Source organism: Nonomuraea sp. NPDC050663 (genome assembly GCF_044456985.1).
Lineage (GTDB): Bacteria > Actinomycetota > Actinomycetes > Streptosporangiales > Streptosporangiaceae > Nonomuraea.
Genome location: NZ_JBITGL010000007.1, coordinates 173,036 through 194,900 on the forward strand (window position 1 = coordinate 173,036; position 21,865 = coordinate 194,900).

26 protein-coding genes are annotated in these 21,865 nt (G+C 71.8%); 12 read left to right on the forward strand and 14 right to left on the reverse strand.

The window, feature by feature from the left end:
• Positions 1-27: 27 nt before the first annotated feature.
• On the reverse strand, positions 28-708 hold the full coding sequence (locus ACIBH1_RS23435; protein ID WP_397316000.1) for an NADPH-dependent F420 reductase: 681 nt from the start codon (positions 706-708) through the stop codon (positions 28-30).
• A gap of 116 nt (positions 709-824) precedes the next feature.
• Between ACIBH1_RS23435 and ACIBH1_RS23440 the strand changes: the two genes are divergently transcribed.
• Entirely contained in the window at positions 825-1,712 is an 888-nt protein-coding gene (locus ACIBH1_RS23440; RefSeq protein WP_397316001.1) for a LysR family transcriptional regulator, read from the forward strand.
• A gap of 4 nt (positions 1,713-1,716) precedes the next feature.
• Here ACIBH1_RS23440 and ACIBH1_RS23445 read toward each other — a convergent pair whose 3' ends face one another.
• Entirely contained in the window at positions 1,717-2,112 is a 396-nt protein-coding gene (locus ACIBH1_RS23445) for a winged helix-turn-helix transcriptional regulator (RefSeq protein WP_397316002.1), read from the reverse strand.
• Between the two features lie 75 nt (positions 2,113-2,187).
• Here ACIBH1_RS23445 and ACIBH1_RS23450 point away from each other — a divergent pair, with 75 nt between their 5' ends.
• The 3 genes from ACIBH1_RS23450 to ACIBH1_RS23460 all read left to right on the forward strand — a co-directional run bounded on the left by ACIBH1_RS23450 (position 2,188) and on the right by ACIBH1_RS23460 (position 4,215).
• Positions 2,188-3,120 (forward strand): NADP-dependent oxidoreductase, encoded by a 933-nt coding sequence (locus ACIBH1_RS23450; RefSeq protein ID WP_397316003.1) that lies wholly within the window; start codon positions 2,188-2,190, stop codon positions 3,118-3,120.
• 78 nt (positions 3,121-3,198) lie between these two features.
• Positions 3,199-3,654: a RidA family protein gene (locus ACIBH1_RS23455; RefSeq protein ID WP_397316004.1), complete on the forward strand. Its 456-nt coding sequence runs from the start codon at positions 3,199-3,201 to the stop codon at positions 3,652-3,654.
• 33 nt (positions 3,655-3,687) lie between these two features.
• Complete coding sequence (locus ACIBH1_RS23460) at positions 3,688-4,215, forward strand: hypothetical protein (protein WP_397316005.1); 528 nt, start codon at positions 3,688-3,690, stop codon at positions 4,213-4,215.
• Here ACIBH1_RS23460 and ACIBH1_RS23465 read toward each other — a convergent pair.
• Complete coding sequence (locus tag ACIBH1_RS23465) at positions 4,157-5,122, reverse strand: SDR family NAD(P)-dependent oxidoreductase (RefSeq protein ID WP_397316006.1); 966 nt, start codon at positions 5,120-5,122, stop codon at positions 4,157-4,159. The genes ACIBH1_RS23460 and ACIBH1_RS23465 overlap by 59 nt on opposite strands.
• A gap of 83 nt (positions 5,123-5,205) precedes the next feature.
• Here ACIBH1_RS23465 and ACIBH1_RS23470 point away from each other — a divergent pair, with 83 nt between their 5' ends.
• A complete protein-coding gene (locus ACIBH1_RS23470; protein WP_397316007.1) occupies positions 5,206-5,763 on the forward strand; it encodes a TetR/AcrR family transcriptional regulator in 558 nt (185 codons plus the stop codon).
• A gap of 80 nt (positions 5,764-5,843) precedes the next feature.
• Here the strand turns inward: ACIBH1_RS23470 and ACIBH1_RS23475 are convergent, their stop codons facing one another.
• The 3 genes from ACIBH1_RS23475 to ACIBH1_RS23485 all read right to left on the reverse strand — a co-directional run bounded on the left by ACIBH1_RS23475 (position 5,844) and on the right by ACIBH1_RS23485 (position 7,419).
• Positions 5,844-6,215, reverse strand: coding sequence for a DoxX family protein (locus ACIBH1_RS23475; RefSeq protein WP_397316009.1), 372 nt, complete (start codon positions 6,213-6,215; stop codon positions 5,844-5,846).
• Between the two features lie 25 nt (positions 6,216-6,240).
• Complete coding sequence (locus ACIBH1_RS23480; RefSeq protein ID WP_397316011.1) at positions 6,241-6,711, reverse strand: SAM-dependent methyltransferase; 471 nt, start codon at positions 6,709-6,711, stop codon at positions 6,241-6,243.
• A gap of 81 nt (positions 6,712-6,792) precedes the next feature.
• A complete protein-coding gene (locus ACIBH1_RS23485) occupies positions 6,793-7,419 on the reverse strand; it encodes a class I SAM-dependent methyltransferase (RefSeq protein ID WP_397316012.1) in 627 nt (208 codons plus the stop codon).
• 61 nt (positions 7,420-7,480) lie between these two features.
• Here ACIBH1_RS23485 and ACIBH1_RS23490 point away from each other — a divergent pair, with 61 nt between their 5' ends.
• From ACIBH1_RS23490 to ACIBH1_RS23505, 4 genes are all read left to right on the forward strand, one after another.
• The gene (locus tag ACIBH1_RS23490; RefSeq protein WP_397316013.1) at positions 7,481-8,119 is read left to right on the forward strand and encodes a TetR/AcrR family transcriptional regulator; all 639 of its coding nucleotides are present in this window, start codon (positions 7,481-7,483) and stop codon (positions 8,117-8,119) included.
• Between the two features lie 84 nt (positions 8,120-8,203).
• Positions 8,204-9,082, forward strand: a complete 879-nt coding sequence (locus ACIBH1_RS23495) for a phosphotransferase (RefSeq protein WP_397316014.1) — start codon at positions 8,204-8,206, stop codon at positions 9,080-9,082.
• 289 nt (positions 9,083-9,371) lie between these two features.
• Positions 9,372-9,785 carry an ATP-binding protein gene (locus ACIBH1_RS23500; protein WP_397316015.1) on the forward strand — a complete coding sequence of 138 codons (414 nt, stop codon included), beginning with the start codon at positions 9,372-9,374 and terminating at the stop codon, positions 9,783-9,785.
• Positions 9,786-9,896: 111 nt separating this feature from the next.
• The gene (locus tag ACIBH1_RS23505; protein ID WP_397316016.1) at positions 9,897-10,241 is read left to right on the forward strand and encodes an STAS domain-containing protein; all 345 of its coding nucleotides are present in this window, start codon (positions 9,897-9,899) and stop codon (positions 10,239-10,241) included.
• A gap of 101 nt (positions 10,242-10,342) precedes the next feature.
• On the opposite strand, the gene ACIBH1_RS23510 is transcribed toward ACIBH1_RS23505, so the two are convergent.
• From ACIBH1_RS23510 to ACIBH1_RS23525, 4 genes are all read right to left on the reverse strand, one after another.
• Positions 10,343-11,245: a GlxA family transcriptional regulator gene (locus ACIBH1_RS23510; protein WP_397316017.1), complete on the reverse strand. Its 903-nt coding sequence runs from the start codon at positions 11,243-11,245 to the stop codon at positions 10,343-10,345.
• A gap of 30 nt (positions 11,246-11,275) precedes the next feature.
• Positions 11,276-11,857, reverse strand: a complete 582-nt coding sequence (locus tag ACIBH1_RS23515; protein WP_397316018.1) for a cysteine hydrolase family protein — start codon at positions 11,855-11,857, stop codon at positions 11,276-11,278.
• 307 nt (positions 11,858-12,164) lie between these two features.
• Entirely contained in the window at positions 12,165-12,710 is a 546-nt protein-coding gene (locus tag ACIBH1_RS23520; protein ID WP_397316019.1) for a hypothetical protein, read from the reverse strand.
• Positions 12,711-12,867: 157 nt separating this feature from the next.
• Positions 12,868-13,782, reverse strand: a complete 915-nt coding sequence (locus ACIBH1_RS23525; RefSeq protein ID WP_397316020.1) for an SDR family oxidoreductase — start codon at positions 13,780-13,782, stop codon at positions 12,868-12,870.
• Between the two features lie 91 nt (positions 13,783-13,873).
• Between ACIBH1_RS23525 and ACIBH1_RS23530 the strand changes: the two genes are divergently transcribed.
• On the forward strand, positions 13,874-14,542 hold the full coding sequence (locus ACIBH1_RS23530; RefSeq protein WP_397316021.1) for a TetR/AcrR family transcriptional regulator: 669 nt from the start codon (positions 13,874-13,876) through the stop codon (positions 14,540-14,542).
• A 75-nt stretch (positions 14,543-14,617) separates the two neighbouring features.
• On the opposite strand, the gene ACIBH1_RS23535 is transcribed toward ACIBH1_RS23530, so the two are convergent.
• Positions 14,618-15,694 carry a DUF5937 family protein gene (locus ACIBH1_RS23535; protein ID WP_397316022.1) on the reverse strand — a complete coding sequence of 359 codons (1,077 nt, stop codon included), beginning with the start codon at positions 15,692-15,694 and terminating at the stop codon, positions 14,618-14,620.
• Between the two features lie 99 nt (positions 15,695-15,793).
• Between ACIBH1_RS23535 and ACIBH1_RS23540 the strand changes: the two genes are divergently transcribed.
• Together ACIBH1_RS23540 and ACIBH1_RS23545 are read left to right on the forward strand one after the other, a co-directional pair.
• Complete coding sequence (locus ACIBH1_RS23540; protein ID WP_397316023.1) at positions 15,794-17,005, forward strand: MFS transporter; 1,212 nt, start codon at positions 15,794-15,796, stop codon at positions 17,003-17,005.
• 43 nt (positions 17,006-17,048) lie between these two features.
• Positions 17,049-18,977 carry an FAD-dependent oxidoreductase gene (locus tag ACIBH1_RS23545; RefSeq protein ID WP_397316024.1) on the forward strand — a complete coding sequence of 643 codons (1,929 nt, stop codon included), beginning with the start codon at positions 17,049-17,051 and terminating at the stop codon, positions 18,975-18,977.
• On the opposite strand, the gene ACIBH1_RS23550 is transcribed toward ACIBH1_RS23545, so the two are convergent.
• From ACIBH1_RS23550 to ACIBH1_RS23560, 3 genes are read right to left on the reverse strand one after another with little or no spacing between them, the layout of a single operon-like run.
• Positions 18,974-19,426, reverse strand: a complete 453-nt coding sequence (locus ACIBH1_RS23550; RefSeq protein WP_397316025.1) for a DUF3598 family protein — start codon at positions 19,424-19,426, stop codon at positions 18,974-18,976. The two genes, ACIBH1_RS23545 and ACIBH1_RS23550, sit on opposite strands and share 4 nt — an antisense overlap.
• A 15-nt stretch (positions 19,427-19,441) precedes the next feature.
• Positions 19,442-20,800 carry an aldehyde dehydrogenase family protein gene (locus ACIBH1_RS23555; protein ID WP_397316026.1) on the reverse strand — a complete coding sequence of 453 codons (1,359 nt, stop codon included), beginning with the start codon at positions 20,798-20,800 and terminating at the stop codon, positions 19,442-19,444.
• 5 nt (positions 20,801-20,805) lie between these two features.
• Positions 20,806-21,831 (reverse strand): nitrilase-related carbon-nitrogen hydrolase, encoded by a 1,026-nt coding sequence (locus ACIBH1_RS23560; protein WP_397316027.1) that lies wholly within the window; start codon positions 21,829-21,831, stop codon positions 20,806-20,808.
• Between the last annotated feature and the right edge of the window lie 34 nt (positions 21,832-21,865).

Genomic DNA, 21,865 nt, shown 5'->3' on the forward strand with positions numbered 1-21,865 from the left:
ACCCGGTGTCATCGAGCGCGCTCCGGCTCAGGCGATCAGCGGGCCGACCGTGTGGTCGGCCTGGCCGGGGGTCCACGGCTCGCCCAGCAGCGTGTAGTTCATCCGGGGGAAGAACCCGTACCTGGTGCCGAGCTCGCCGCTCAGCAACGTCATGCGCTCCACCGTCCGGGCGTTGACCAGGGCCCCGGCGTCCAGGTGGCGGAACGGGGTGCCCGCGCCGAGCCGGATCACCTCGGTCCTGGCCTCGTCGTCGTCGGAGACCACGTAGACGTCGCTGCGCCTGCCGCCGAAGTCGGGGGCGTCGAAGACCTCCCACCAGACGTTCTTGAACGCTCCCACGACCCGGGTCCTGGGCAGGCGGGCCGCGATCTGCTCGGCGCCGCTGGTGGTCCATGGGGTGACGAAGTCGGAGTAGTCGTCGTTGAACGGGTTGGTGATGTCGATGAGGATCTTGCCCGCGAGCCGGTCGCGCATGTCCTCGAGCTGGTCGAGGAGGCCATCGCGGATGAAGATGGCCGGCAGCACCACCGGAGCCTCCAGGGCGCCGCGGTAGCCGCCGCCCGTCAGCAGCGGATGGTCCAGTTTTTCGGCGATGCCGGCCGCGCGCGCCGGGTGGCGGGAGCCGAGGACGACCTCGTGCCCCGCCTCGCTGTACATGATCGCGAGCCGGACGCCCATGCGCCCTGTGCCCAGGATCCCGATCTTCATGAAGGGTCCTCTCGGAAGTGGATGTGGGGGACCCGGCCAGCCTGCCGCCGGACTGCCTATCGAGTCCAACGAAAGATTTCGCTCAGGCCTATCGGCAACGCCGATAGGCTGGGCGCATGGACACGCGGCTGCTGCGTACGTTCCTCTCCCTGCACACCACCGGGAGCTTCACCGCCACCGCCCAGGAACTGGCCTACGCGCAGTCGACGGTGACGGCCCACGTCCTGGCGCTGGAGCAACGGCTCGGGGTGCGGCTGTTCGACCGGCTGCCCAGCCGTACGCTGCTCACCGCCCACGGGCGGCAGCTGCTGCCGATCGCCCGGCAGATGCTGGAGCTGGTGGAGCGCGCCGAGCGCATCGGCGACCCGGCCGCCGGCGGTCACCCGGTCCGCATCATCGCGCCGGGCACCATCTGCGGCCATCGGCTGCCGCGGGCCGCGTCGATCCTGCGCGGGCAGGCGCCGCCGGTGCAGATCTCCGTGGCCGCCGCCGGCACCGCGCGGGCGCTGGAGGCCCTGGGCGACGGCTCGGCCGACGTGGCGCTGATCTTCGACTGCGAATGGTCGTCCGGCGCCCGGGTGGAGGGCGAGCGGGTCGGGGCCGAGCGGCTGACCGTCATCTGCGCGCCGTCCCATCCGCTGGCGGGGCGGCGGGCAGGCTGGCAGCGGCTGGCCGAGCACGAGTTCATGCTGCTCGAAGAGGGGTGCAGCTACAGCGACGTGGTCGCCAGACGGCTGGCTATGGCGGCCAGGGGACGGGCGCAGGTCAGCCGGTTTGGCAACATCGACGCGGTGCGCGCCTGCGTCGCGGCCGGGCTCGGGCTCAGCGTCGTGCCCCGCGTCACGGTCGACGACGCGGTGCGCGAAGGGCGGCTGGCCACGATCGAGGCGCCGGGGCTGCCGTCGCCCAGGGTGCTGCTCGTGGCGCGGGACGGCGAGGACGTCGAGCCGGTGGTGGACAGGGTGTCGGAGGTGCTGCGGGAGGTCTTCCGCACGGACGGGTGACCGGCTACTCCTTGTCGTAGCGGGCCCGGGCCGCGTGGACCTCGGCGATGTGGCTCTCGGCCCAGGCCTTGACCGCGCGCTGGATCGGGAGCAGGCCGAGCCCGAGCTCCGTCAGCTCGTAGTCGACGCGCGGCGGCACCGACGCCGTGACCGTGCGCTGGACCAGCCCGTCGCGTTCGAGCTTGCGGAGCGTCTGGGTGAGCATCTTCTGTGTAGCCCCCGCGACGATGCGGGCGATCTCGCTGTGGCGCAGCGGGCCGTCCGCCAGCGCGCTGAGCACGAGCGTCACCCACTTGTCGCTCAATGTCGCCAGGATCTCGTGGCCGGGACACTCGGCGAGGTTGGCGTTGTACTCGCGTCTCAGGACTTCCCGCCGGTCGGCGGCGCTCATCGTGGCCATCGTCTCTCCCGCGTACCGTAGGCACTTCCGGGTGCCGCCTTCCCGCCGCGCCCCGGCCTTCCTAGCGTCGATCGTATGCATTCCGTGATCGTCCGCCGGTTCGGCGGCCCCGACGTCCTCGAAGTGATCGACACCCCCATGCCGGAGCCCGGTCCCGGTCAGGTGCGGGTGAGGGTGGCCGGAGCTGCGCTCAACCCGATCGACCTGTCCGCGCGTGCCGGGCGCCTCACCCAAGCCGGGCTCGTGGCCCCCGTCGAGCGGCTCGGCCTCGGCTGGGACGTGTCCGGCACGGTGGACGCCGTCGGCGCGGGAGTCCACCGGTTCCGGTCCGGCGACCCGGTGATCGGGCTTCGCGACCTGCTCTTCGCGGGCGGCGCCCACGCCGAGTACGTCGTGCTCGACGAGGCGGCCGTGGCGCCCGCCCCCACCTCGGTGTCGCCGGTCGAGGCGGCCGCGCTCCCGCTGAACGCGCTGACTGCGGACCGGGCGCTGCGGCTGACCGGGCTCGAGCGAGGGCAGACGCTCCTGGTCACCGGCGCGTCGGGCGGCGTCGGCGGCTTCGCCGTCCAGCTCGCCGCGCTGGCCGGGCTGCGGACGGTGGCGCTCGCCCGTCCCGATGACGCCGCCTGGGTGCTCACGCTGGGCGCCGCCGACATCCTGACCTCGGCCGACGACCTCGGCTCCGCCGTACGCGCGATCGTCCCCGGCGGCGTCGACGCCGTGATCGACGCCGCCGTGCTCGGCATCCAGGCGCACCAGGCCCTGCGCGGCGAGGGCACGTTCGTCGCGCTGGTGGCCCCCTACGCGCCGCCGCCCATCCGCGGCACGCGCGTGGTGGTCCAGGAGGTGTACGCCGACGGGCGGCGGCTGGCCGAGCTCTCCGCCCTCGTCGACGCGGGTGCGCTCACGCCGCGCGTGTCCAGGACCCTGCCACTGGCGCACAGCCGTACGGCTCACGAGCTGCTCGAACGCGGCGGCATTCGCGGCCGGGTGGTTCTCACCCCGTGAACGTGTCACATTCGGCGGGGCTGGGTCGTCTTAGTGCTGGGAAGGCATCGTCAGGACTAGCAGAGAACGGTCGGAGTGATGAACGAACCCCTGGAACGCCTGCACGAAGCAGGCCTGCGGCTTCCCGAGGCGCCGCGACCCCTGGGCTCCTACGTGCCCGCGTTCCGTGCGGGCGGCCTGCTGTACCTCAGCGGCATGCTGCCCCTGCGTGACGGCGAGCCGCTGGCGACCGGGCTCGTGGGTGAGGACCTGGACGTCGGCGCGGGCCGGGCCGCCGCGGAGGCCGCGGCGCTCAACGCGCTCGCCGTCGCTCACGCCGAGGTCGGTCTGGCTGAGGTGGCGGCCGTGGTGAGGCTGGCGGTGCACATCGCGTGCCCGCCCGCCTTCCACGGCCACGCCGCGGTCGCCGACGGCGCGTCCCGGGTGTTCGACCTCGCCTTCGCACCCGTCCGGCACGCCCGGCTGGCCTTCGGCGCCGCCTCGCTTCCCGCGGGGATGCCCGTGGAACTCGACGTCATCATGGCCCTTCGCTGAGGAGACCGGCCGGAGCTCGAAAGGTGTGTCGTCATGACTCTCAAGGACACCCGCATCGAGGAGATCCTCGACGCTCTGGACACGCGCCGGCCGCAGGTGAGCTATCGCGTGAAGACCTTTCCCGAAGGGCAGCGCCATGTACGGCTGAGGCATCCCGGCGGTGGGCGGGCGATTCTGTTCGTGCACGAGCAGCAGTGGGTGTGCCTGAGCGAGAGTGCCTCGGGTGTCGAGGCGCAGGGCATTCTGGGGCGGGTCGACGAGGCTCCCGAGATCATCGCCGACCGGCTGCGGTTCGTCGTCCCCGGCCCGTCCCGCTCCCGTTGGCCGCTCACCCTGCTCGCGGTGTCGCTGGGTCTGGTCTGCGCCGTGGCTGTGGGGATCTTCACCGCGTCGTTGTTCATCGTCCTGGCGCGGGGCCTTCGGTACACCGAGGCCGCCGACCTGTACCGGTGGATCATCGCGGCCCTCGCGGTGACGTCGGGGACCTTCGCGGGGAGCTGGGTCACCTGGGTGATCGGGATCCGGCCGCGCGGCCGGGGACGCCGTGGCTCCCGGCGCTGATCGAGGTGGGGTCGATGCCGGTGAGCTCGACAGACCGTGACCAGAGTCGCGCGGCGAGACCGTGGTCGGTGGCCGGTCCGGACAGGGTCTCGAACGTCGGCCGGGCCGGGCGCAGAGGGCGGCCAGGGCCGATGTGGAAGCCCGTGGGCGCCGCGGTCTCGGTGGCCGCGTAGAGGATCGGCGCCACCGCGTCGGCGATCGGCCGACGGAACACGATGCCCAGCACCGCCGCGGTCACGCGGGCCGAGGCCGGTGCGTTCCGGTCCAGATCGGTCCTGGCCATCCCTGGATGCGCGAGCAGGCTGCGCACGGGCGACCCGATGGCGCGCAGCCTGCGGTCGAGTTCGAGGGCGAACAGCACGTTGGCGAGCTTGGAGGCCGCGTAGGCGCCTCCGGGTGAGTACCCGCGTTCGGCGGCCAGGTCGTCCAGGTCGAGACGGCCCAGCCGGTAGAGGCTGGATCCGACGGTCACCACGGCCGGGTCGCGTCCTGCGGTCAGGCGGTCGAGGAGGAGGCCGGTCAGGGCGAAGTGTCCCAGGTGATTGGTCGCCAACTGGCTCTCCACGCCCTGCGGGCTGAGCCGCCGCGGCACCGTGCCGATGCCGGCGTTGTTGACGAGCACGTCGACGGTGGTTGCGTCGGCGTCGAGCTCGTCGGCGAATCGGCGCACGCTGTCGAGATCGAGCAGGTCGAGCCGGCGGACGGCGAGGTCGGCCTTCATCCCGTCCGCACGCAGCAGGTCGCGGACGCGATGGCCTTTGGCGGGGTCGCGGACCGCCATGATCACCCGGCCGCCGCGCGCTGCGAGATGGCGCGTGATCTCGGCGCCGAGGCCGCTGCTGGCACCGGTGACGACGAACGTCCGGCCGGTCTGGTTCGCGAGATGAGCGATCTTCCATGGGGGCATGGGTTCCTCCAATAAACGGATAAGTCATCCGATTAGACTCGACGACTAAGCGGATTGTCAATCCGCTTAGGTAGAGTGCCGATATGACCTCCATGCGTGCCGACGCCGTCCGCAACCGCGACCTCGTCCTGGCGACGGCGCGCCAGGCGATGGCGGAAGGAGACCTGTCGCTGCAGCTCAACGACATCGCCCGCCGGGCCGGCATCGGCGTCGGGACGGTCTACCGGCACTTCCCGACCCGCCGCGCGCTCCTCGAATCCCTGGCCGAACCCGCCTTCACCGCCCTGCTCGACGACGCCCGGACCGCGAGCCGGCACCCGGACGCCTGGACCGGTCTCCAGCACATCCTGCGGACCCTGCTGGTCCAGCAGCTGTCCGACCCGGCGTTCACCGAGGTGATATCCACCAGCCCGGACCTGGACGCCTCCCCGGACACCACCTCACGCCGTGAGGATTTCGCGGCTCTGGCGCAAGCCGTACTCCAACGGGCCCGGCAGGCAGGCGCGCTGCGCCCCGACCTCACGCCCGACGACCTGCACCACCTGGTCTGCGGCACCGCGTTCGCCTTGCGCCTGACCCCCGACCCGAACACATGCCTCGACCGCTACCTGCAGGTCCTCTTCGACGGGATCAGGGTTTGACGCCGCCGAGGCATTGCCAGCGGCTCCTCCACCTGTCACGACCACGCCTGGCGCTGCGCCGCCGGTGATCCGGGCCTCGGTCAGAAAGCGTGGGGACCGAAGCGGCCCCAGGCGACGAGAACCGACAGTGCGAGCAAGACCACGTTGAGGGCGATGCCCGGCCACTCCTTGCGGCGGGCGTGGGTGGCGGCTGCGACGAGCATGGTGATGGCCAGGCCGGTGGCGGCCAGCGGGGTGAGGGTGGGGGCGATGCCGGTGACGGCGGGCAGGATCAGGCCTGCGGCGCCGAGGAGTTCGGCCACGCCGATCAGGCGGACCTGCGTGGCGGTGAAGTCCTCCACCCAAGGCATCGTGGGGCGCAGTTTCTCCCTGGGTTGGGTGATCTTCATGATCCCGACCAGGGCGAAAGCGGCGGCCAGGATGGCCTGCAGGATCCACAGGAAAACGTTCATGCGGCAGCTCTCTGGTTGTCGTCCGTCAGTAGTAGGCGCTCATGAGTTCGGTGGCCCAGGCCGGTTGGGTCACCGGGTGGCGCGGGGCGAACTCGATCAGGTAGGGCTTGATGTCCAGGACGGGGGTGCCTGACAGGGCGTCCAGGTCGGCGACGTGCACGTCCAGGCCGTCCACGGCGAGGAGCCGGCAGCGGGAGACGCCTAGGCGATTGGGGCGGTAGGGCCCTCGGTGGGCGAAGGGTCCTACGAGGGCCGCGCTCGGGTTCCCCCGTGGGGGCCGAGGTTCGGTGCGTACCTCGGACGGGGCGATCCGATCGAAGTGGAAGACGACTTCCAGGTGGGAGAAGTCTTCGAGGCCGAGGACCGCCGAGGCGGTGAAGGTCTCGCCGTCCAGTCGGATGACGGCTCGAACGTCGTGCCAGTCGTCTTCGACCATCTCGCTGCGGCCGCCTATGACCCGGCCGACTGGTCGCAGGGTGATGGTGTCGGCTGTCATGGTGATCTCCACCTTCGGGCCGGGCGGCGCACAAGGTCGTCACCCGGCATGTTGACCGTTGTGGCGTAAGTGCTCGGCCTGCTAGGTGGCGCGGCGCAGCGTGAACCAGAAGGTCGGCACCGAGTTGGTGCCCGGGGTGACGTCGAGGAGGTCCCAGCCGGGGAACCTGGCGCGGAGTTCGTCGGCTGTGACGCCCTCCGCCCATGACTTGACCGGGGGGAGCGGATTGCCGGCCGGCTCGGGGCCGTACCCGAACATCAGCAACCGTGCTCCGGGGGCGGCGCGCCGGGTGAGCCCGGTGGCGTAGGCGTCGCGGCGGTGCAGGGGGATCCCGCAGTAGCAGCTCAGGTCGAAGAACAGGTCGAAGGAGCCGGCCACTGCCAGGTCGTCGAGGCGGGTGGCGTCGCCGTGCAGGAGGTCGACCGCCACGCCGGCCGCCTCGGTCTTCTGCCTGGCCTGGTCGACGGCGCTGTCGATCAGGTCGACGGCCGTCACCTGCCAGCCGTGGCGCGCCAGGTAGATGGCGTTGGTTCCCGTGCCGCAGCCGAGTTCGAGGGCGCGTCCGGGCGGCAGGGCCCCGTGCCCCTCCACCAGGGCGACCAGCTCGGGCGGCGTCACGCCGGTGTCCCACGGTGCCTTGCCGGCGCGGTAGAAACGCTCCAGTGCGCGGTGCACGGATTCTTCTTCCTGGTGTTCCTGGGTGGTCATCGGCATCTCCATGAATTTAGAGGTGAACTCTAGTGACGGAATCTAGAGATACACTTGAGCCATGGACAGAGTCAAGCGGCCGGACAAGCGGGCAGAGCGCTCACGCCGTACACACGAGAAGATCGTCGCGGCGGCTCGCGAGCTGTTCGTCCTGCAGGGATACGGGGCGACGAGCCTGCAGGAGGTCGCGGACCGGGCGGGCGTGGCCGTCCAGACCGTCTACTTCGTGTTCCGCAACAAGCGCACGCTGTTCAAGGACGTCGTCGACGCGTCCATCGCCGGGGACACCGAGCCGGTCGCCACCATGGACCGAGAGTGGTTTCGCGCCGCGTGTGACGAGCCCACCGCCGCCGGGCACGTGCGCGCGCACGTGCGCGGCGCGAGCGAGGTCCTGGGGAGGGTCGCCCCGATCATGCCGCTGATCGCGGCCGCCTCGGCCACCGATCCCGAGATCGCCGCGTTGTGGCCGGACGGTGCCGACCCGCGTTACACCGTGCAGTACGCGGCTGCCGAAGCCCTGGTCGGCAAGCCCGACGCCCGTCCTGGGGTGTCCGTCGAGATGGCGGCGGATCTGCTGTACGGCCTGCTCAGCCCGGAGCTGTATCTGATCTTCGTCCGCGACCGTGGCTGGTCGCCGGACAGGTGGGAGGAGTGGGCGCGCACCGCTCTGACCTCCCAGCTCTGCGCCGATCCCGGTTAGGCGGACGGGCGTCACGATGGTCCTGGATCATGGACGAACAGCAGGCATAGGAGCTCACTGGACTTCCAGAAAGGCACCGAACACGTGAAGGACACCGACATCCCTCGGGCGGTGGCCGCTGCCGTCGACACGGCCGCCGAGTACGGCCTGGCCGCCGACGACGCCGATGTGCTGCACAACTCGAGCCGCATCGCCGTCCGGCTGCGGCCCAGCGGCGTGCTCGCCCGGGTGGCGCCCCTCGCGCACCGCCCCGACTTCGAGGTCGAGATCGCGCGGCACCTCGACGGGACCGGCAGCCCGGTGGCCGGGCTCGATCCGAGGGCCGAGCCCCGCGTGCACGTCCGCGACGGCTTCGCCGTCACCCTCTGGACCTACCACCAGCCCATCGCCGCGCCCGAGGACCACCCGCCCGCCGTCTACGCCGACGCCCTGGCTCGCCTGCACGCCCGCCTGCGCGGCGTCGACCTCGTCGCACCGCACTTCACCGACCGCGTCACCGACGCCCTCCGGGTGGTGGAGGATCCGGCCGTCAGCCCGGAGCTCGGCGCGGCGGAACGTGCCCTGCTGACTGACACCCTGCACGGGACCACCCGCGCGATCCTGGACCGCGGCCCGCGTCAACAGCTCCTGCACGGCGAACCGCACCCCGGCAACCTGCTCATCACCGCCGACGGGCCGCTCTTCGTCGACCTGGAGACCGTCTGCCGCGGACCGGTCGAGTTCGACCTCGCGCATGCTCCGGAGGCCGTCGCCGCGCACTACCCGGACGCCGACTTCGAGCTGCTCGCCGACTGCCGGATCCTCAGCCTCGCGCTGGTGATCTCCTGGCGTTGGGACCGCGACGACCAGCTCCCCGACGGGCGCCGAAGGGGCCGGGAATGGCTCGACCAACTGCGGGCCGCCCTCCATCACCGGGAGCACGCCGCCGCGGGGCAGAGCCGCCACGGAGGAGCCAACCCCTGAGCGACTCGGGCCGGTCGCCAGAGGTCACGCCTTCGGGATGACGACGCGAACAGCGGCCGTCATTTTCAACGCTTCTGTTTCGCCGAGGCGGGGCGGGGCAACCCGGAAACAGTCTGACCGAGTCGGCCTCTCCTGGTCTCGACATGATGGGAGAGTGCTCTCTTGGCTTGTCCCCGCAGCTGGGAGCTGGTGGAATGGTGCGCCATATCCGAGTTGAGGGTCTATCCGACCCGGCAGGGGTAGGGGCACTGGTGTCATTCTGCTGGAGGAGCGGGGGTGATGAGGAACGATGAGGCTGGGTCCAGAAGCGGAACCCCTCGGACAGGTCAGCGCCGTCGTGACCCTGGCCCGGCTGACGGACCTGCGTGAGCTGGCCGCGGCCACCGCGCACCGGCTGGGCATGCGCGCGAGCGCCGTACCTGACGTCCTCATCGCCATCAACGAGATCGCCACCAACGCGGTCACCCACGGCCGCGCGCCGGCCTGGTTGCGCATCTGGGGCGAGGCCGGCGACCTGGTCGTCGAGGTGCGCGATTCCGGTCACTGGCGTGACGCCGCCCTGGCCGAACTGCCCTCCGAGCTGCCTCCTGAGACCGTCCCCGGCGGCCGGGGTTTGTGGATCGCCCGCGCGGTCGCCCGGACGCTGACCGTGGACACCGACCGTTTCGGCACCCGGGTCACCCTGAGATTCGCCCTGACCTGAACTCGCTGCCGAATCGCTGAGCTTTCACCGATGTCATTCTGCCGGTCCGGCGACTGATCACGGCGCCCGACCGGGCTTAAGCTGAGAGCAGAGATCACCCGGGAGGCCGACGTGGAGTACTCGCTGCGCGAGATCGGTGACGTCACCATCGTGACGGCCAGCGGCGAGATCGACGCGGCCACACTGCCCCCGTTGAGCGTCGAGGTGCTCAAGCTGCTAGGTCGCCCCCGCCAGCGCCTCATCATCGATCTGTCGACGGTGGCGTTCCTGGACTCCACCGGGCTGGCCCTGCTGGTCAGGGCAACCAACCAGAGCAGGGAGAACGGCGGCAGGCTGGCCGTCATCGGCGCCGACCCCGTCCGGCTGCGGGTGATCTGGCTGACGCACCTCGACAAGTTCCTGCCGCTGCACGACAGCCTGGAGGCGGCCCTGGAGCAGGTTCAGGCGCTGGACTGACGCGTGCCGTACGGCGGGCGTGGATCGTGGGTCGTCGAGCCACGGGTAGCGGGCGGCCGGATGTGTATCCGGCGTAGTAGTTCTCACTGGCCGCGGCCAGATCAGCCGGTGTGCGTACGGCTGCGCAGGCGGCGTAGGGTGCGGGCGTCGTGGAAGCCGGCCTGCCGGGCGGCGCTGTCCATGGTGGCGCCCTGCCCGATGAGGTACTCGGCCTGCTCCAGGCGCAGCGCTGTCTGGTAGGCCAGGGGCGTCAGGCCGGTCGCCTGCCGGAACAGCCGGGTGACGGTGCGCTCGCTGCACCGCGCGATGACGGCCAGGTCGCGCAGCGGCAGCGCCTCGGTGAAACGTGACTCGATCACGTCCTGGAGGTGGTGGACGGTCTCGTCGACGTGGGATCGGCGCCGCAGCAGCATGCTGACCTGCTCGGCCGTACCGGAACGCCGGGCGTGCACGATCATGGCGCGGGCCACCCGGCTCGCCGCGTACGGGCCGTGTCTCTTGTTGACCAGGTGCAGGGCGACATCGAGGCCGCTGGCGACCCCCGCCGAGGTGACGACCCGCTCGTCGTCGACGTAGAGGACGTCGCGCTGCACGCGGGCCTTGGGATAGCGGCGCGCCAGCTCGTCCTGCACGGTGTGCAGGGTGGTGCAGCGCCTGCCGTCGAGCAGCCCGGCCTGACCCAGGGCGTCGGCGCCCGCGCACACGCCGACGACGGTTCCGCCCGCGGCGTGGTGATCGGACAGTCGGCGCAGGGTGGCCTTGGTGGGGGTGTGGACGGGCGCCCGCCAGCCGGGCACGACGACGAGGTCGCCGGCGTGCAGGTCCGGCCAGGTGGTGCTCGCTCCGAGAGCCAGCCCCTGCACGGTCGGCACCTGCTGCCGCTCGGAGACGTAGTGCAGGGTGTGGCTGTAGCCGAGGTCGTCGGCGGCGGAGAACACCTGGGCGGGCCCGGCCAGGTCGAGCAGGTGCACGTGCGGGACGAGCAGGAAGACGACGCGCGGCATGCGGGCCCCAGGTTCTGCCGGGTCAGAGGGTCAGCGGGTCAGCTGGTCGACGGTCCGGATGGTGGCGAACCGCCCGGACAGAGCGTACCGGGTGCGGGTGATGATCTCCGAGGGGGTCAGCGTGCCGGGGCGGTGGACGAGCTCGTCGTAGGGCAGATCGGCGGGCGCGTCGGGGTCGGGGATCGGGGTGGTCGCGGTGGCGTCGATGGCGAAGTCGACCTCGAAGCCCAGGTCGGAGGCGAGCCGGGCGGTGGTCTCGCAACACTGCTCGGTCCTGATGCCGCACACGGTCAGCCTGCGCACGCCTCTGGCGGTGAGCAACTGGTGGAGGCTGGTGGTGGTGAAGGCGTTGTGCGCCGTCTTGGTCAGCACCGGTTCGCCCTGGAGGGGGTGCAGGCCTTCCATGAGCCGCACGTGTCCGAGGGCGGGGTCGAAGACCGTGCCGGCGCCCGGGCGCGAGCCGAGCACCCACACCACGTGCTGCTCGCGTTCCCTGGCGGCGTCGACGAGGCGGTTGACCTGGTGGACGATGTCGGGCTCCGAGACGTGCTTCCAGTCGGGGAGGTGGCGGAAGGATTCCTGGACGTCAATGACGATCAGTGCTGTGGTCATGCTTCAGCTTGCTGCCGGGCGAGGGGTGGGCAGAAGGCATGGACAGGTCAGCTGGCGGACGGATCTGGACAGACGTGCCGGCGGTGGCGCCGGCCTTCGCCGGCGAAAGCCGGCGCCACCTTCTGTCAGCTGGCTATGGGTGCGGCACCTGCTCCCGTTCTGTGCCGTACCGGTGTCGCGTCATCCGCAGTCGTGGCCGCGGTCGGTGGACCACTGCCAGTCTCTCTTCCTCATCGTCGCCTCCTCTCCTCGTGGGGGATTCCAGATTCGCCGCAGTGGCTGAACGGATGCTGGAATACGGCACCGATCAGCCGGAGTCCGGCCAGTACGGGGCCGCCTGCTGGGCGGCGGTCGCGATGGCGGCGCCGTCGAGTTCGACGATGCTCAGGCCGACCCCGCCGACGGGCCACTCCACGGCGAGCTCGAAGCGCTCCCGGGGAGGCGAGGGCCACAACCACAGCCCCCAGGTCATGACACCCGCGTCCTCGTCGCCGGCGCGCATGGACATGCCCGGCAGCAGCGAGGTCAGCTGCGGGCCCGGTGGCGGATCCTGCCGGAGCTGGGTTCTGTCCAGGTTCTGTCCGACGGTGGTTGCCTTGGCGCCGTCGGCGAACCGCACGCCGAAGCGCAGCAGCTGGTCCGGTAGCGGCTGGTCGGCCTTCACCCCGGTGACCATGTGCGGGAACACCGACAGCTGGAGGGCTTGGAAGTCTTCGGGGGACAGGGTGTGTCGCCGGGTGACGATGTCCACGTTGATCAGGCAGCCGGTGCTGAAGGCCTGGAGCGTCGGCACGGTGATGGCGACGTTCGGGACGCGGGCCAGGACCAGGCCGCTGATCATTACGGCGCCCATCTCCTCCGCCGGCGGAGCGGCCCAGGCGGGCCATCCGGGTTTGGGTGGGCGAGCGGATTCTTCTTGGGCTGGAGGGGGTTCGAAGAACACGCTTTCACCGTACGGAAGTTCTGCGGGCTGCGTGGGGTGCGGACCATCGCAGAAGGGGTTCGGAAGGTCAGACCTGGGTGGCGAGGGAGACGCCGGTGAGGCGTTCGGCCTCGGTCCACAGGCGGGCGGCGACGGCGGTGTCACGGGCGGGGCGCGGCGGCCGGACGGGCCTGGTCGGGCCGACCAGGCCCCAGCGCGGGCCGTAGTAGCCGCCCTGGACGGCCTCGGCGTCGGCCGCGGCGTACAGCAGCGGCTCGGTGCCCTGCTCCACTCCCTGGGAGGGGACGACCTTGTAGGCGATGGTGGTCAGCAGGCCGGGACGGGCGCCGCCCAGGCCGGGGCCGGAGGTCATCAGGTTGGTGCGGGTGTAGCCGGGGTGGGCGCCGGTCGACAGCAGGGGCCAGCCTCGCTCGTCCGCGATCGCCGCCAGCCGCCGGGTCATCAGCAGGTCGGCGAGCTTGGACTGGGCGTAGGCCCGGGTCGGGCTGTAGGCGCGCAGCGACTGGAGGTCGTCGAAGTCGATGCGGGCGTTGTTCGCGGTGCCGCTGCTCATCGTCGCCACCCGTGGCGCGTCGGCGGCGAGGAGGAGCGGCAGCAGCCGGAGAGTGAGGGCGAACGGGCCGAGGAAGTTGCTGCCCAGCTGCAGTTCGAATCCGTCGGCCGTCTCGTGGCGGGTGGGGACGTGCATCACGCCCGCGTTGTTGACCAGCAGGTCCAGCGTCGGGCTCTCGGAGGCGAGGGTGTCGGTGAACTCCTGGATGGAGGCGAGGCTGGCCAGGTCCAGGTGGCGGACCTCGACCTGGGCGGAGGGGTGGGCGGCGAGGATCTCGGCGCGGGCCTGTTCTCCCTTGGCGGGGGTGCGTACGGCAAGCATCACGCGGGCGCCCGCTGCGGCCAGGCGCTTGGCCGCCTCCTTGCCGGTGCCGCTGTTCGCTCCGGTCACCACGGCGAGCTTTCCGCTCTGGTCGGGCACTCGATACATGACTGGCTCCTAAAAGACTGTCGGTCTCTAACTCGAACGTAGCAGACCGATGGTCTGAAAACAAAAGACCGGCGGTATGTAACATGGGGGTATGGAGTTCCAGCGTGCCCGCACCGACGAGCAGAGAGCCGAACGCCGCACCAAGATCCTGCGGACGGCCGCGGAGATGCTGACCGAGACGCCGGTCGCCCAGCTGAGCCTCAACGAGCTCAGCCGCCGGGTGGGACTCGCCAAGTCCAACGTGCTGCGCTACTTCGAGTCTCGTGAGGCTGTTCTGCTCGATCTCCTCGACGCCGAGGTGCGGGAGTGGATCGCCGACCTGGAGCGATCCGCGCCGCCTGGCGAGGGGAGCGCTCGTGAGCGGGGTGACCGCCTCGCGCAGATCCTCGCCACCTCGCTGGCGCGGCGGCCGGTCCTGTGCGATCTGTTCAGCTCCCAGGCCACGGTGCTGGAGCACAACATCTCGACCGAGGTCGCGATCCGCCACAAGTACGCTGCCCGGGCCTCGCTCCAGGCGCTGACCCTGCTGGTCGCCGGGCACCTGCCCGAGCTCGGCGAGGAGGGAGCCGGTCGGCTGGTGGAGATGGCTCTGGTGACGGCCATGGCCGCCTGGCCGTGCGCGCGGCCCGCTGAGGCTCTGCGGGCGGCTTACGACTCCGATCCTGAGCTGGCCGCCATGCGGCTGGACTTCGCCGACCTGATGCGACGCACCGTCGAGGTGGCCGCCTCGGGGCTCCTGGCACGCGCCGTGAAGGACTGATCGTCAGCTCGATCGGCGGGACCCTTCTGGACGCTGGACGTTCCTCGCCATCTAGCGCGACCGACTACAGGCCCTTCAGCGCAGCACGGCCGTCAGCACGTCGGCGCCCAGCGCCGTCAGATCGGGCAGGTTCACGCTGTACCGAACGTAGCGCCCCTCCCTGCGCCCCGTCAGCAGCCCCGCCCGCCGCAGGATCGCCAGGTGGCGCGACACCTCCGGCGGCGTGAGCCCCCACGCGTGGGCCAGCTCGCCCGTCGTGTGCGGACCGCGGGCAAGGGTGCGCAGCAGGCGCAGCCGTACCGGATGCGCGAGCGCCTCCAGCCGGAGCGTGACCGTCTCCAGTGACACCGGCTCGGCCGCCTCCGCGACGGGGTACTGCACCACCGGCTGCCAGCCGGGCGCGTGGATCACCACCAGGTGCGGCCGTCCGAAGACGCTGGGCAGGAAGGTGACGCCGTCGTGGGCGGCGGTGGCGTTGTCCTGGAGCTTGTCCACGACGATGCCGCCGCCGTCGGGCGACAGGGTGACGGCGCCGGAGACGGAGGCGAGGGCGGCGCCGAGGCCCTGGCGCTTGAGCAGGTCGGTCTTCAGGCGCACGTCGGTGGCCAGTTGCGCGGCGGCGCCGGACCAGGCGGCGTCGAAGAAGGCCCCGGCGCACTGTTCGAGCGTGTGACGCACTCGCGCCCGCACGGCGGACGGGGCGGCGAGCAGTCGTTCGGCGAACGCCTCCTGGAGCGGGCCGCGGGCCTGGGCCAGGTCCAGGGCGCGCTCGCGGGCGGCCTGGTCGGCGAGGGGTGACGGGGCGCCGAACCGGACCCGGTTGCTGCCGCACGTGGTGATGAGCGCGGCGGCCACGTAGGTCTCGTCGTCGATCCGGTCCAGGTCGTCCAGCTCCTCGGCGAGGGTCTGCCGGGGCCGGGCGGGGACCAGGAAGTCGGCTCGTGAGGAACGCCAGAGGAACTCCGCCTCCCGCAGCCGCTCGGCCAGCTCGGGCGGCATGCCGGCCCAGACGTCGGCGGCCCAGCCGGCGAGCTGCGGGTGGTGGCCGGGTTCCGCCAGGACGTGCAGCATCGCGGTCAGCTCGGCCAGCGGGGAGGCGGCGAACCGCACTCGCCCGTGCGGCAGGCCGCCGATGTCGATCCTCAACGTCATCCCTCCATCTTCGCTGGTCGGGCGGCCGGTGCTTCCGTCAGTTGACGGTGTCCGTCAACCGACGCGCCGGGCGCGGCGGTCGGACGCATCGTTGGCGCCATGACAACGATCAGCAAGATCCGGCCGCGTGCCCTCGTCCGTGCCTCCGGAGGGCCCAGGTACGCCGTCGCCCTGGCCGTGGACGCGCTCGGCACCGGCCTGCTCCGGCCCTTCCTGCTGATCTACGGGGTGATGGTGCTGGGGCTGTCGGCTCCGGCCACCGGGGTCGCCATGACGGCCGGGACCGTCACGGCTCTGGTCTGCATGCCCGCGGTCGGCCGGTGGCTGGACCGGGGCGCGCGCAGCACGGTCGTGGCGGCGTCGATGCTCGTGCGCGTGCTGGGCGTGGCGCTGCTGCTGGCCGCCCCGGCGGGGCACGTGTGGCTGTTCGGCGCGGCGGCGCTCTTCCTCGGCATCGGCAACCAGGCGTGGCCGGCCGCCCACGCCGCCCTGGTGGCGACGGTCGCGCGCGGACGCGAACGCGACGCAGCCCTCGCAGGAGGCCGCGCCCTGCGCAACGCCGGTCTGGGCGCGGGCGGCCTCCTGGCCACCGCGTGCCTGGCGGGCGGCGCCACCGTGTTGCAGGCGCTGGCGGCCGTCACCGGTGTCGCCTACCTGGTCGCGGCGGCCCTGGCGGGGTCGGTGCGCGTGCACGCGGATCCGGCCGCCGTGGCGAGGGCCGGGCAGGCTGAGCCCGCGCCGCGGATGGGGAAGTTGCTGGCGGCCAACGTGATCTACGTCTTCTGCCTCAACGTCACCGAGGTCGCGATCCCGCTGGTGCTGATGACCCAGTTGCAGGCATCCCCGATGTGGACGGCGGGCATCTTCGTGGCCAACACCGTGCTGGTGGTGACGCTGCAGGTCCCGGTCACCGTCGGGATGTCCCGTTTCTCCCGCCGGGCCGTACTGGCTCTGGCCGGTGTGGTGATCGCCGCGTCCTACCTCGGGTTTCTCGCGGCATCCTCGCTGGGGCCCGGATGGGGCGCGCCGGCGGTCGCCGCGGTGTCGGTGGTCTGCACCGTCGGGGAGATCCTGTACGCGGGCAGCGCCACGGCGCTCGTCGCCGCCCTGGCTCCGGCTCACCTCGTGGGGCGTGCCATGGCGCGCTTCCAGATCTCGACGGGGTTCGGCCTGGCCGTGTCGCCCGCGGTGATCACCGCCCTGGCGTCGTACGGCTCGGCGGCGCTGTGGGGCGGGCTCGCGGGTGCGACACTCCTATCCGCCTCGGCCGTCGCGGGCGCTCCACTACCGGCATCGACTACGAAATGTTAATCTCCGATCACAGAAAGTGTCTGCTCGGTAAAGGAGCGTCCCGGTGGACTCCCTTCAGCATCCCGCGCACCGTGTGCTGATCATCGGCGCGGGAATCGCCGGCCTGGCCGCGGGCAGGGCGCTCGCCGAGCGCGGCCACGCCGTCACCGTCCTGGAGGCCAGGGAGCGGGTCGGCGGCCGGATCTGGACCGACGGGCACGGCGTCGACCTGGGCGCGCACTGGATCCACGGCACCGAGGGCAACCCGCTCACCACCCTGGTCGAACGCCTGGAGATCCCCCACCACTACATGGGCGGCAACAGCTCCTACACCGGCGGCTTCGAGAGCCTGCAGCTGTTCGGCGCCGGCGGGCGGCTCACCAGCCAGACGGACAAGGGCCGGACTCTGGAGCTGGCCGACGAGGTGCTGCACGAGCTGGAGCAGCGCGCCGGGCTGGCGCGGCGCCTCGGCCTGCCCGACGTGCCGCTGGGCGAGGCGATCGGCCAGGTGCTGCGGGCGCGCAGCTACAGCGCGGAGGACGAGCAGGCGATCCGGTTCCACCTCAACGTCATCCTGCGCGAGGACGTCGCCGAGGACGCCGCCAACCTGTCGTTGAAGTTCTGGGAGGAGGGTTATCTGATCTACGGCCACGGCGACTGCGTCCTGCAGCAGGGCTACCAGTCCGTCGTCGACGCCCTCGCCCGCGACCTCGACATCAGGCCCGGTCACGTCGTGACCGGGATCGACCACGGCGACCAGACGCTCCCGGTGCGGGTCGAAACCGATCGCGGAGCCTTCGAGGCCGACGCGGTGCTGGTCACGGTGCCGCTCGGCGTGCTCAAGGCGGGGGCCGTCAGCTTCGAGCCGCCCCTGCCGGAGGGGAAACGGGCGGCGATCGAGCGGCTCGGGTTCGGCACGCTCAACAAGATCGCGCTGCACTACCCGGAGCGGTTCTGGCCCGGCGACCAGTACGTCTTCGGCTACCTGTGCCGCGACACCGACCGCTATCCCACCGTGCTCGTCAACATGTGGAAGTCGCACGGCAAGCCGATCCTCGTCATGCTGCTCGGCGCCTCGCTCGGCCGCGAGCTGGAGACCTGGACCGACGAGCACGTCGCCGGATACGCGGCGACGGTCATCGGCGACATCTTCGGCCCCGACGCCCCCGCGCCCGGCCACATCTCCCGAACGGCCTGGTCGTCGGATCCGTTCTCGCGCGGCTCCTACACCTGCATCGGGATCGACGCCTCGCCCAAGGATCTCGACACGCTGGCCGAACCCGTGGGCGGGCGGCTGTTCTTCGCCGGGGAGGCGACCAACAGCTACCACTGGGGCTGCGTGCACAGCGCCTACGACTCAGGGTTGCGCGAGGCCGCGCGCATCAGCGGCGACGCCTCCCTCTACCGGCCGCCGTCGACGGAGACCCCGCGGCGCCAGCAGCGCGACATCGACCGGATGAAGCGCTTCGCCCGCATGCGCATCGGCAACATCGACGGCGACGAGCTGCGCGGGCGCGCCGAGTGCCTCCGGTCGAGCAGCGACCCGTACGGCGTGCGGCTGTTCGAGCTGCTGGCCGACGCGGAGCTGGAGACGCTGGCGTCGATGTTCGACGAGCTCACGTTCGGCGCGGGGGAGAGCGTCTGCCGCGAGGACGACTCCGCGCGCGGCGTCTTCCTGGTGGCCGACGGCGAGGTGGAGGTCGACTTCGGCGGCGTCTACGAGCGCGCCGTCCTCGGCAGGGGGACCGTGCTCGGCACCCACGACCTGTTCTTCAACGGGCGTACGGCCAGCGTGTCGGCGCTCGGCGACGTCACCCTCTACCACCTCGACCACCACCGCTACCGCACGTTCCTGTGCGCCTTCCCCGACGTCATGATGACGATGCTCGCCGACCTCGTGACCCGGTGGGAGGAGCTGGAGACCGCTCTGGGGGCGCGGCGTCTCAGCGGCGCCCACCGGCTGGGCGAGCGGCGGCGGGCGGCCTGCGACTAGCCGTCCAGCCGCACCTCGTCGATGAGGGTGCGCTGCACGCACACCCCGTCCCTGATCCACTGCCAGACCCTGCTGCGGTGCCTGCCGTCCTGGCTGAGCACGATGAGCTCGAACAGCTGCAGGTCCTGGCCCTCGGCACGGTAGATCCAGTGCAGGTAGACGGCCTGGTCGTCGAGCTCCCAGGTCTCGCCCTTGATGCGCTCGGTGTCGAAGGCCATGCGGCCGCCGCCCAGGTAGCGGCCGGGGAAGCGGTGTTCCTCGGTGCGCCCGTCGTCCCAGGTGTAGCGGTTGACCTGGTAGTAGTCGTGCGAGCCGTCCGAGGGGAACGAGCAGGTCAGGTGGGAGCGGTGCCGGTCGGTCACCTTCCCCTCCGGGTCGACGACGGTGTAGGTGCCCTCCCACTCGCCCTCGTGCCGGGCGAGCAGGGGCATGTCCTGCTTGATGCTCATGGGGGTCATCACTCCTCAGGGGGCGGGGTGCCACCAGGGGTCGGGGTCGGGGGAACGGTTGATCAGATAGGAGGTGCGCCGCAGGAAGCGGCGGAGCGCGGCGGGGCCCATGCGGGAGCCGCCGAGCCCGGAGAGCTTCACGGCGTTCTTCTCGCCCTCCTGGATGATCGCGGTGAGGCCGGCGTCGTTGATGCTGACCGCTCCGGTCTCGAGGCGGGCGGCCACCTCCAGGGCCGCCTGCTCCGTCGGGCCGAAGACGGCCGCGGACAGGCCGTAGTCGGAGTCGTTGGCCAGCTCCACGGCCTCGTCGGCGGTGGTGAACGGCATGACCGGCAGGACCGGGCCGAAGGTCTCCTCGGTCATCACGAGCATGCGGTGGTCGACGCCGGTGAGCACGGTGGGGCGGCACCAGCGGCCGCCGCCGTGGTGTTCGATGAGGCCGCCGGTGAGAACGGTCGCCCCGCGGGCGACGGCGTCGGCCAGGTGGCGCTCGATCACGCCGGCCTGCGCGGGGTCGATGAGCGGCCCGATCGGCCCGCCCTCGCAGGTCAGCCCCACCTTCGCGGCCTTGGCCGCCAGCAGGGCGACGAACGGCTCGTAGATCGTCCGCTGCACGTAGACCCGCTCGACGGACAGGCAGGACTGGCCGGCGTTGGCGGTGCCGCCCCACAGGACGGCCGAGGTGGCCCGGTCCAGGTCGCTGCCGTCGAGCACGATCGCCGGGTCCTTGCCGCCGAGCTCCAGGAAGGCGGGGATGAACGCGCGGGCGGCTGCCTCGGCGACCCGCCTGCCGGTGGGCACCGACCCGGTGAAGGCGACCGCGTCGACCACCTCCACCATGGCCGCGCCCGTGGTGCCGTCGCCCTCGATCACGCGCAGGGGCAGCTCGGGCGGGACGAGCCGCATGAGCGGCTCGATGAAGCGCGGGGTCACCTCGCTGGGTTTGACGAGCACGGAACAGCCGGCGGCCAGCGCGGGGACCGCGTCGATGAGGCCGAGCAGGAGGGGGAGGTTCCACGGGCTGATCACGCCGACCAGCTCGTAGGGCCGCCAGGCTCCGCCCAGCACCACCGAGGGCACGACGGCCGAGGGCGCCTGCTCCTGGGATTCCACCGTGGCCGCCGACCAGCGTTCGATCATGCCCGCGACGAGCCGCACCTCCAGCTCCGACTCGGTGCGCCGCCCGGTGTCGGCGATCAGCGCCTCCAGCAGCGCGGCGTCCCCGGCGATCGCCCGCCCGAACCGCCGCAGCACCTCGCCCCGGTCGGCGAGCGCCCAGGCGGCCTGCGCGGCCCGGAGCCCGGCCACGATCGGGGCGAGATCGGCGGGAGGCGCCAGTTCCCGCTCGATGCGGCCGGTCAGGGGATCGCGCACGCCCGTCATGACACGGTCCTGTCGATGACGTCCTGCTGCCGCCGGGTGAACCAGGCCCGGTCGGGTACGGCGTGCGCCAGCCCGTTGGGCCGCTCCCCGTCGTGCCTGCCGTACTCCTGCGCCCAGAGGGCGGTCTTGACGCGGGCGGGCAGGTTGCCCATCCCGGGCCGCGAGCGAGCGCGCCGCAGGGCGGCCAGGTCCAGTTCGGCCGCCGCCACGATCGACTCGCCGCCGCCCGCCTGCGCCAGCACCCGTCCCTCGAAGTCGAGCAGCTCGGAGCCGCCGTTGGTCGAGTCGCGGGGGATCGGGATGCCGTCGAGGCCGCCGGAGTTGGCCGAGACGACGTAGGCGAGGTTCTCGACGGCGCGGGCGCGCCGCGCGACGGCCTTGGGGGTCAGCGACGGGGAGGCGATCTCCGAGGTGGAGTGGCAGAAGACCTCGGCGCCGCGCAACGCCAGCGCGCGGGCCAGCTCGGGGTAGAGGATCTCCTCGGAGGCGATGCAGGCCAGCGCGCCGATCTCGGTGCGGGCCACGGGGAAGACCGCGTCGATCCCGTAGATCTCCAGGTAGCGGTCCCAGACGTCGTAGGGCGACGGGGAGTACATCGAGTGCAGCCGCCGATATCGCAGGATCACCTCGCCCGCGGGGTCGAGGATGAAGGAGGTCTGGAAGTACAGCTCCGGGAAGTGCGGGTCGCTCTCGTAGGCGTTGCCCGAGAGGAACACCTGGTGACGGGAGGCGATCTCGCCGAGCGCCGCGTACTCGGGACCGTCCGGGGCGATGGCCGCCAGGTCACGCCACCCGGCCACGCTCTCGCCCATCGGGAAGCCGGTGAGGAAGTACTCCGGCAGCACGACGAGCCGAAGCTCGGGCCCGGCCCAGGCGCGGGCTCCCGCGACGGCGGTGCCCGCCCGGCCGATGGCCCGCATGATCTCCTCGCGCGGGTCCGCCGTGCCGTTGACCGCCTTCGTCGCGATCTGCAGGGCGAGGGCACGGAAAGCGGGAATCTCAGTCTTGAAACGCCGTTCCACGTGTTGGAACATAGCCCCGTGCCTGCGGCCGCGC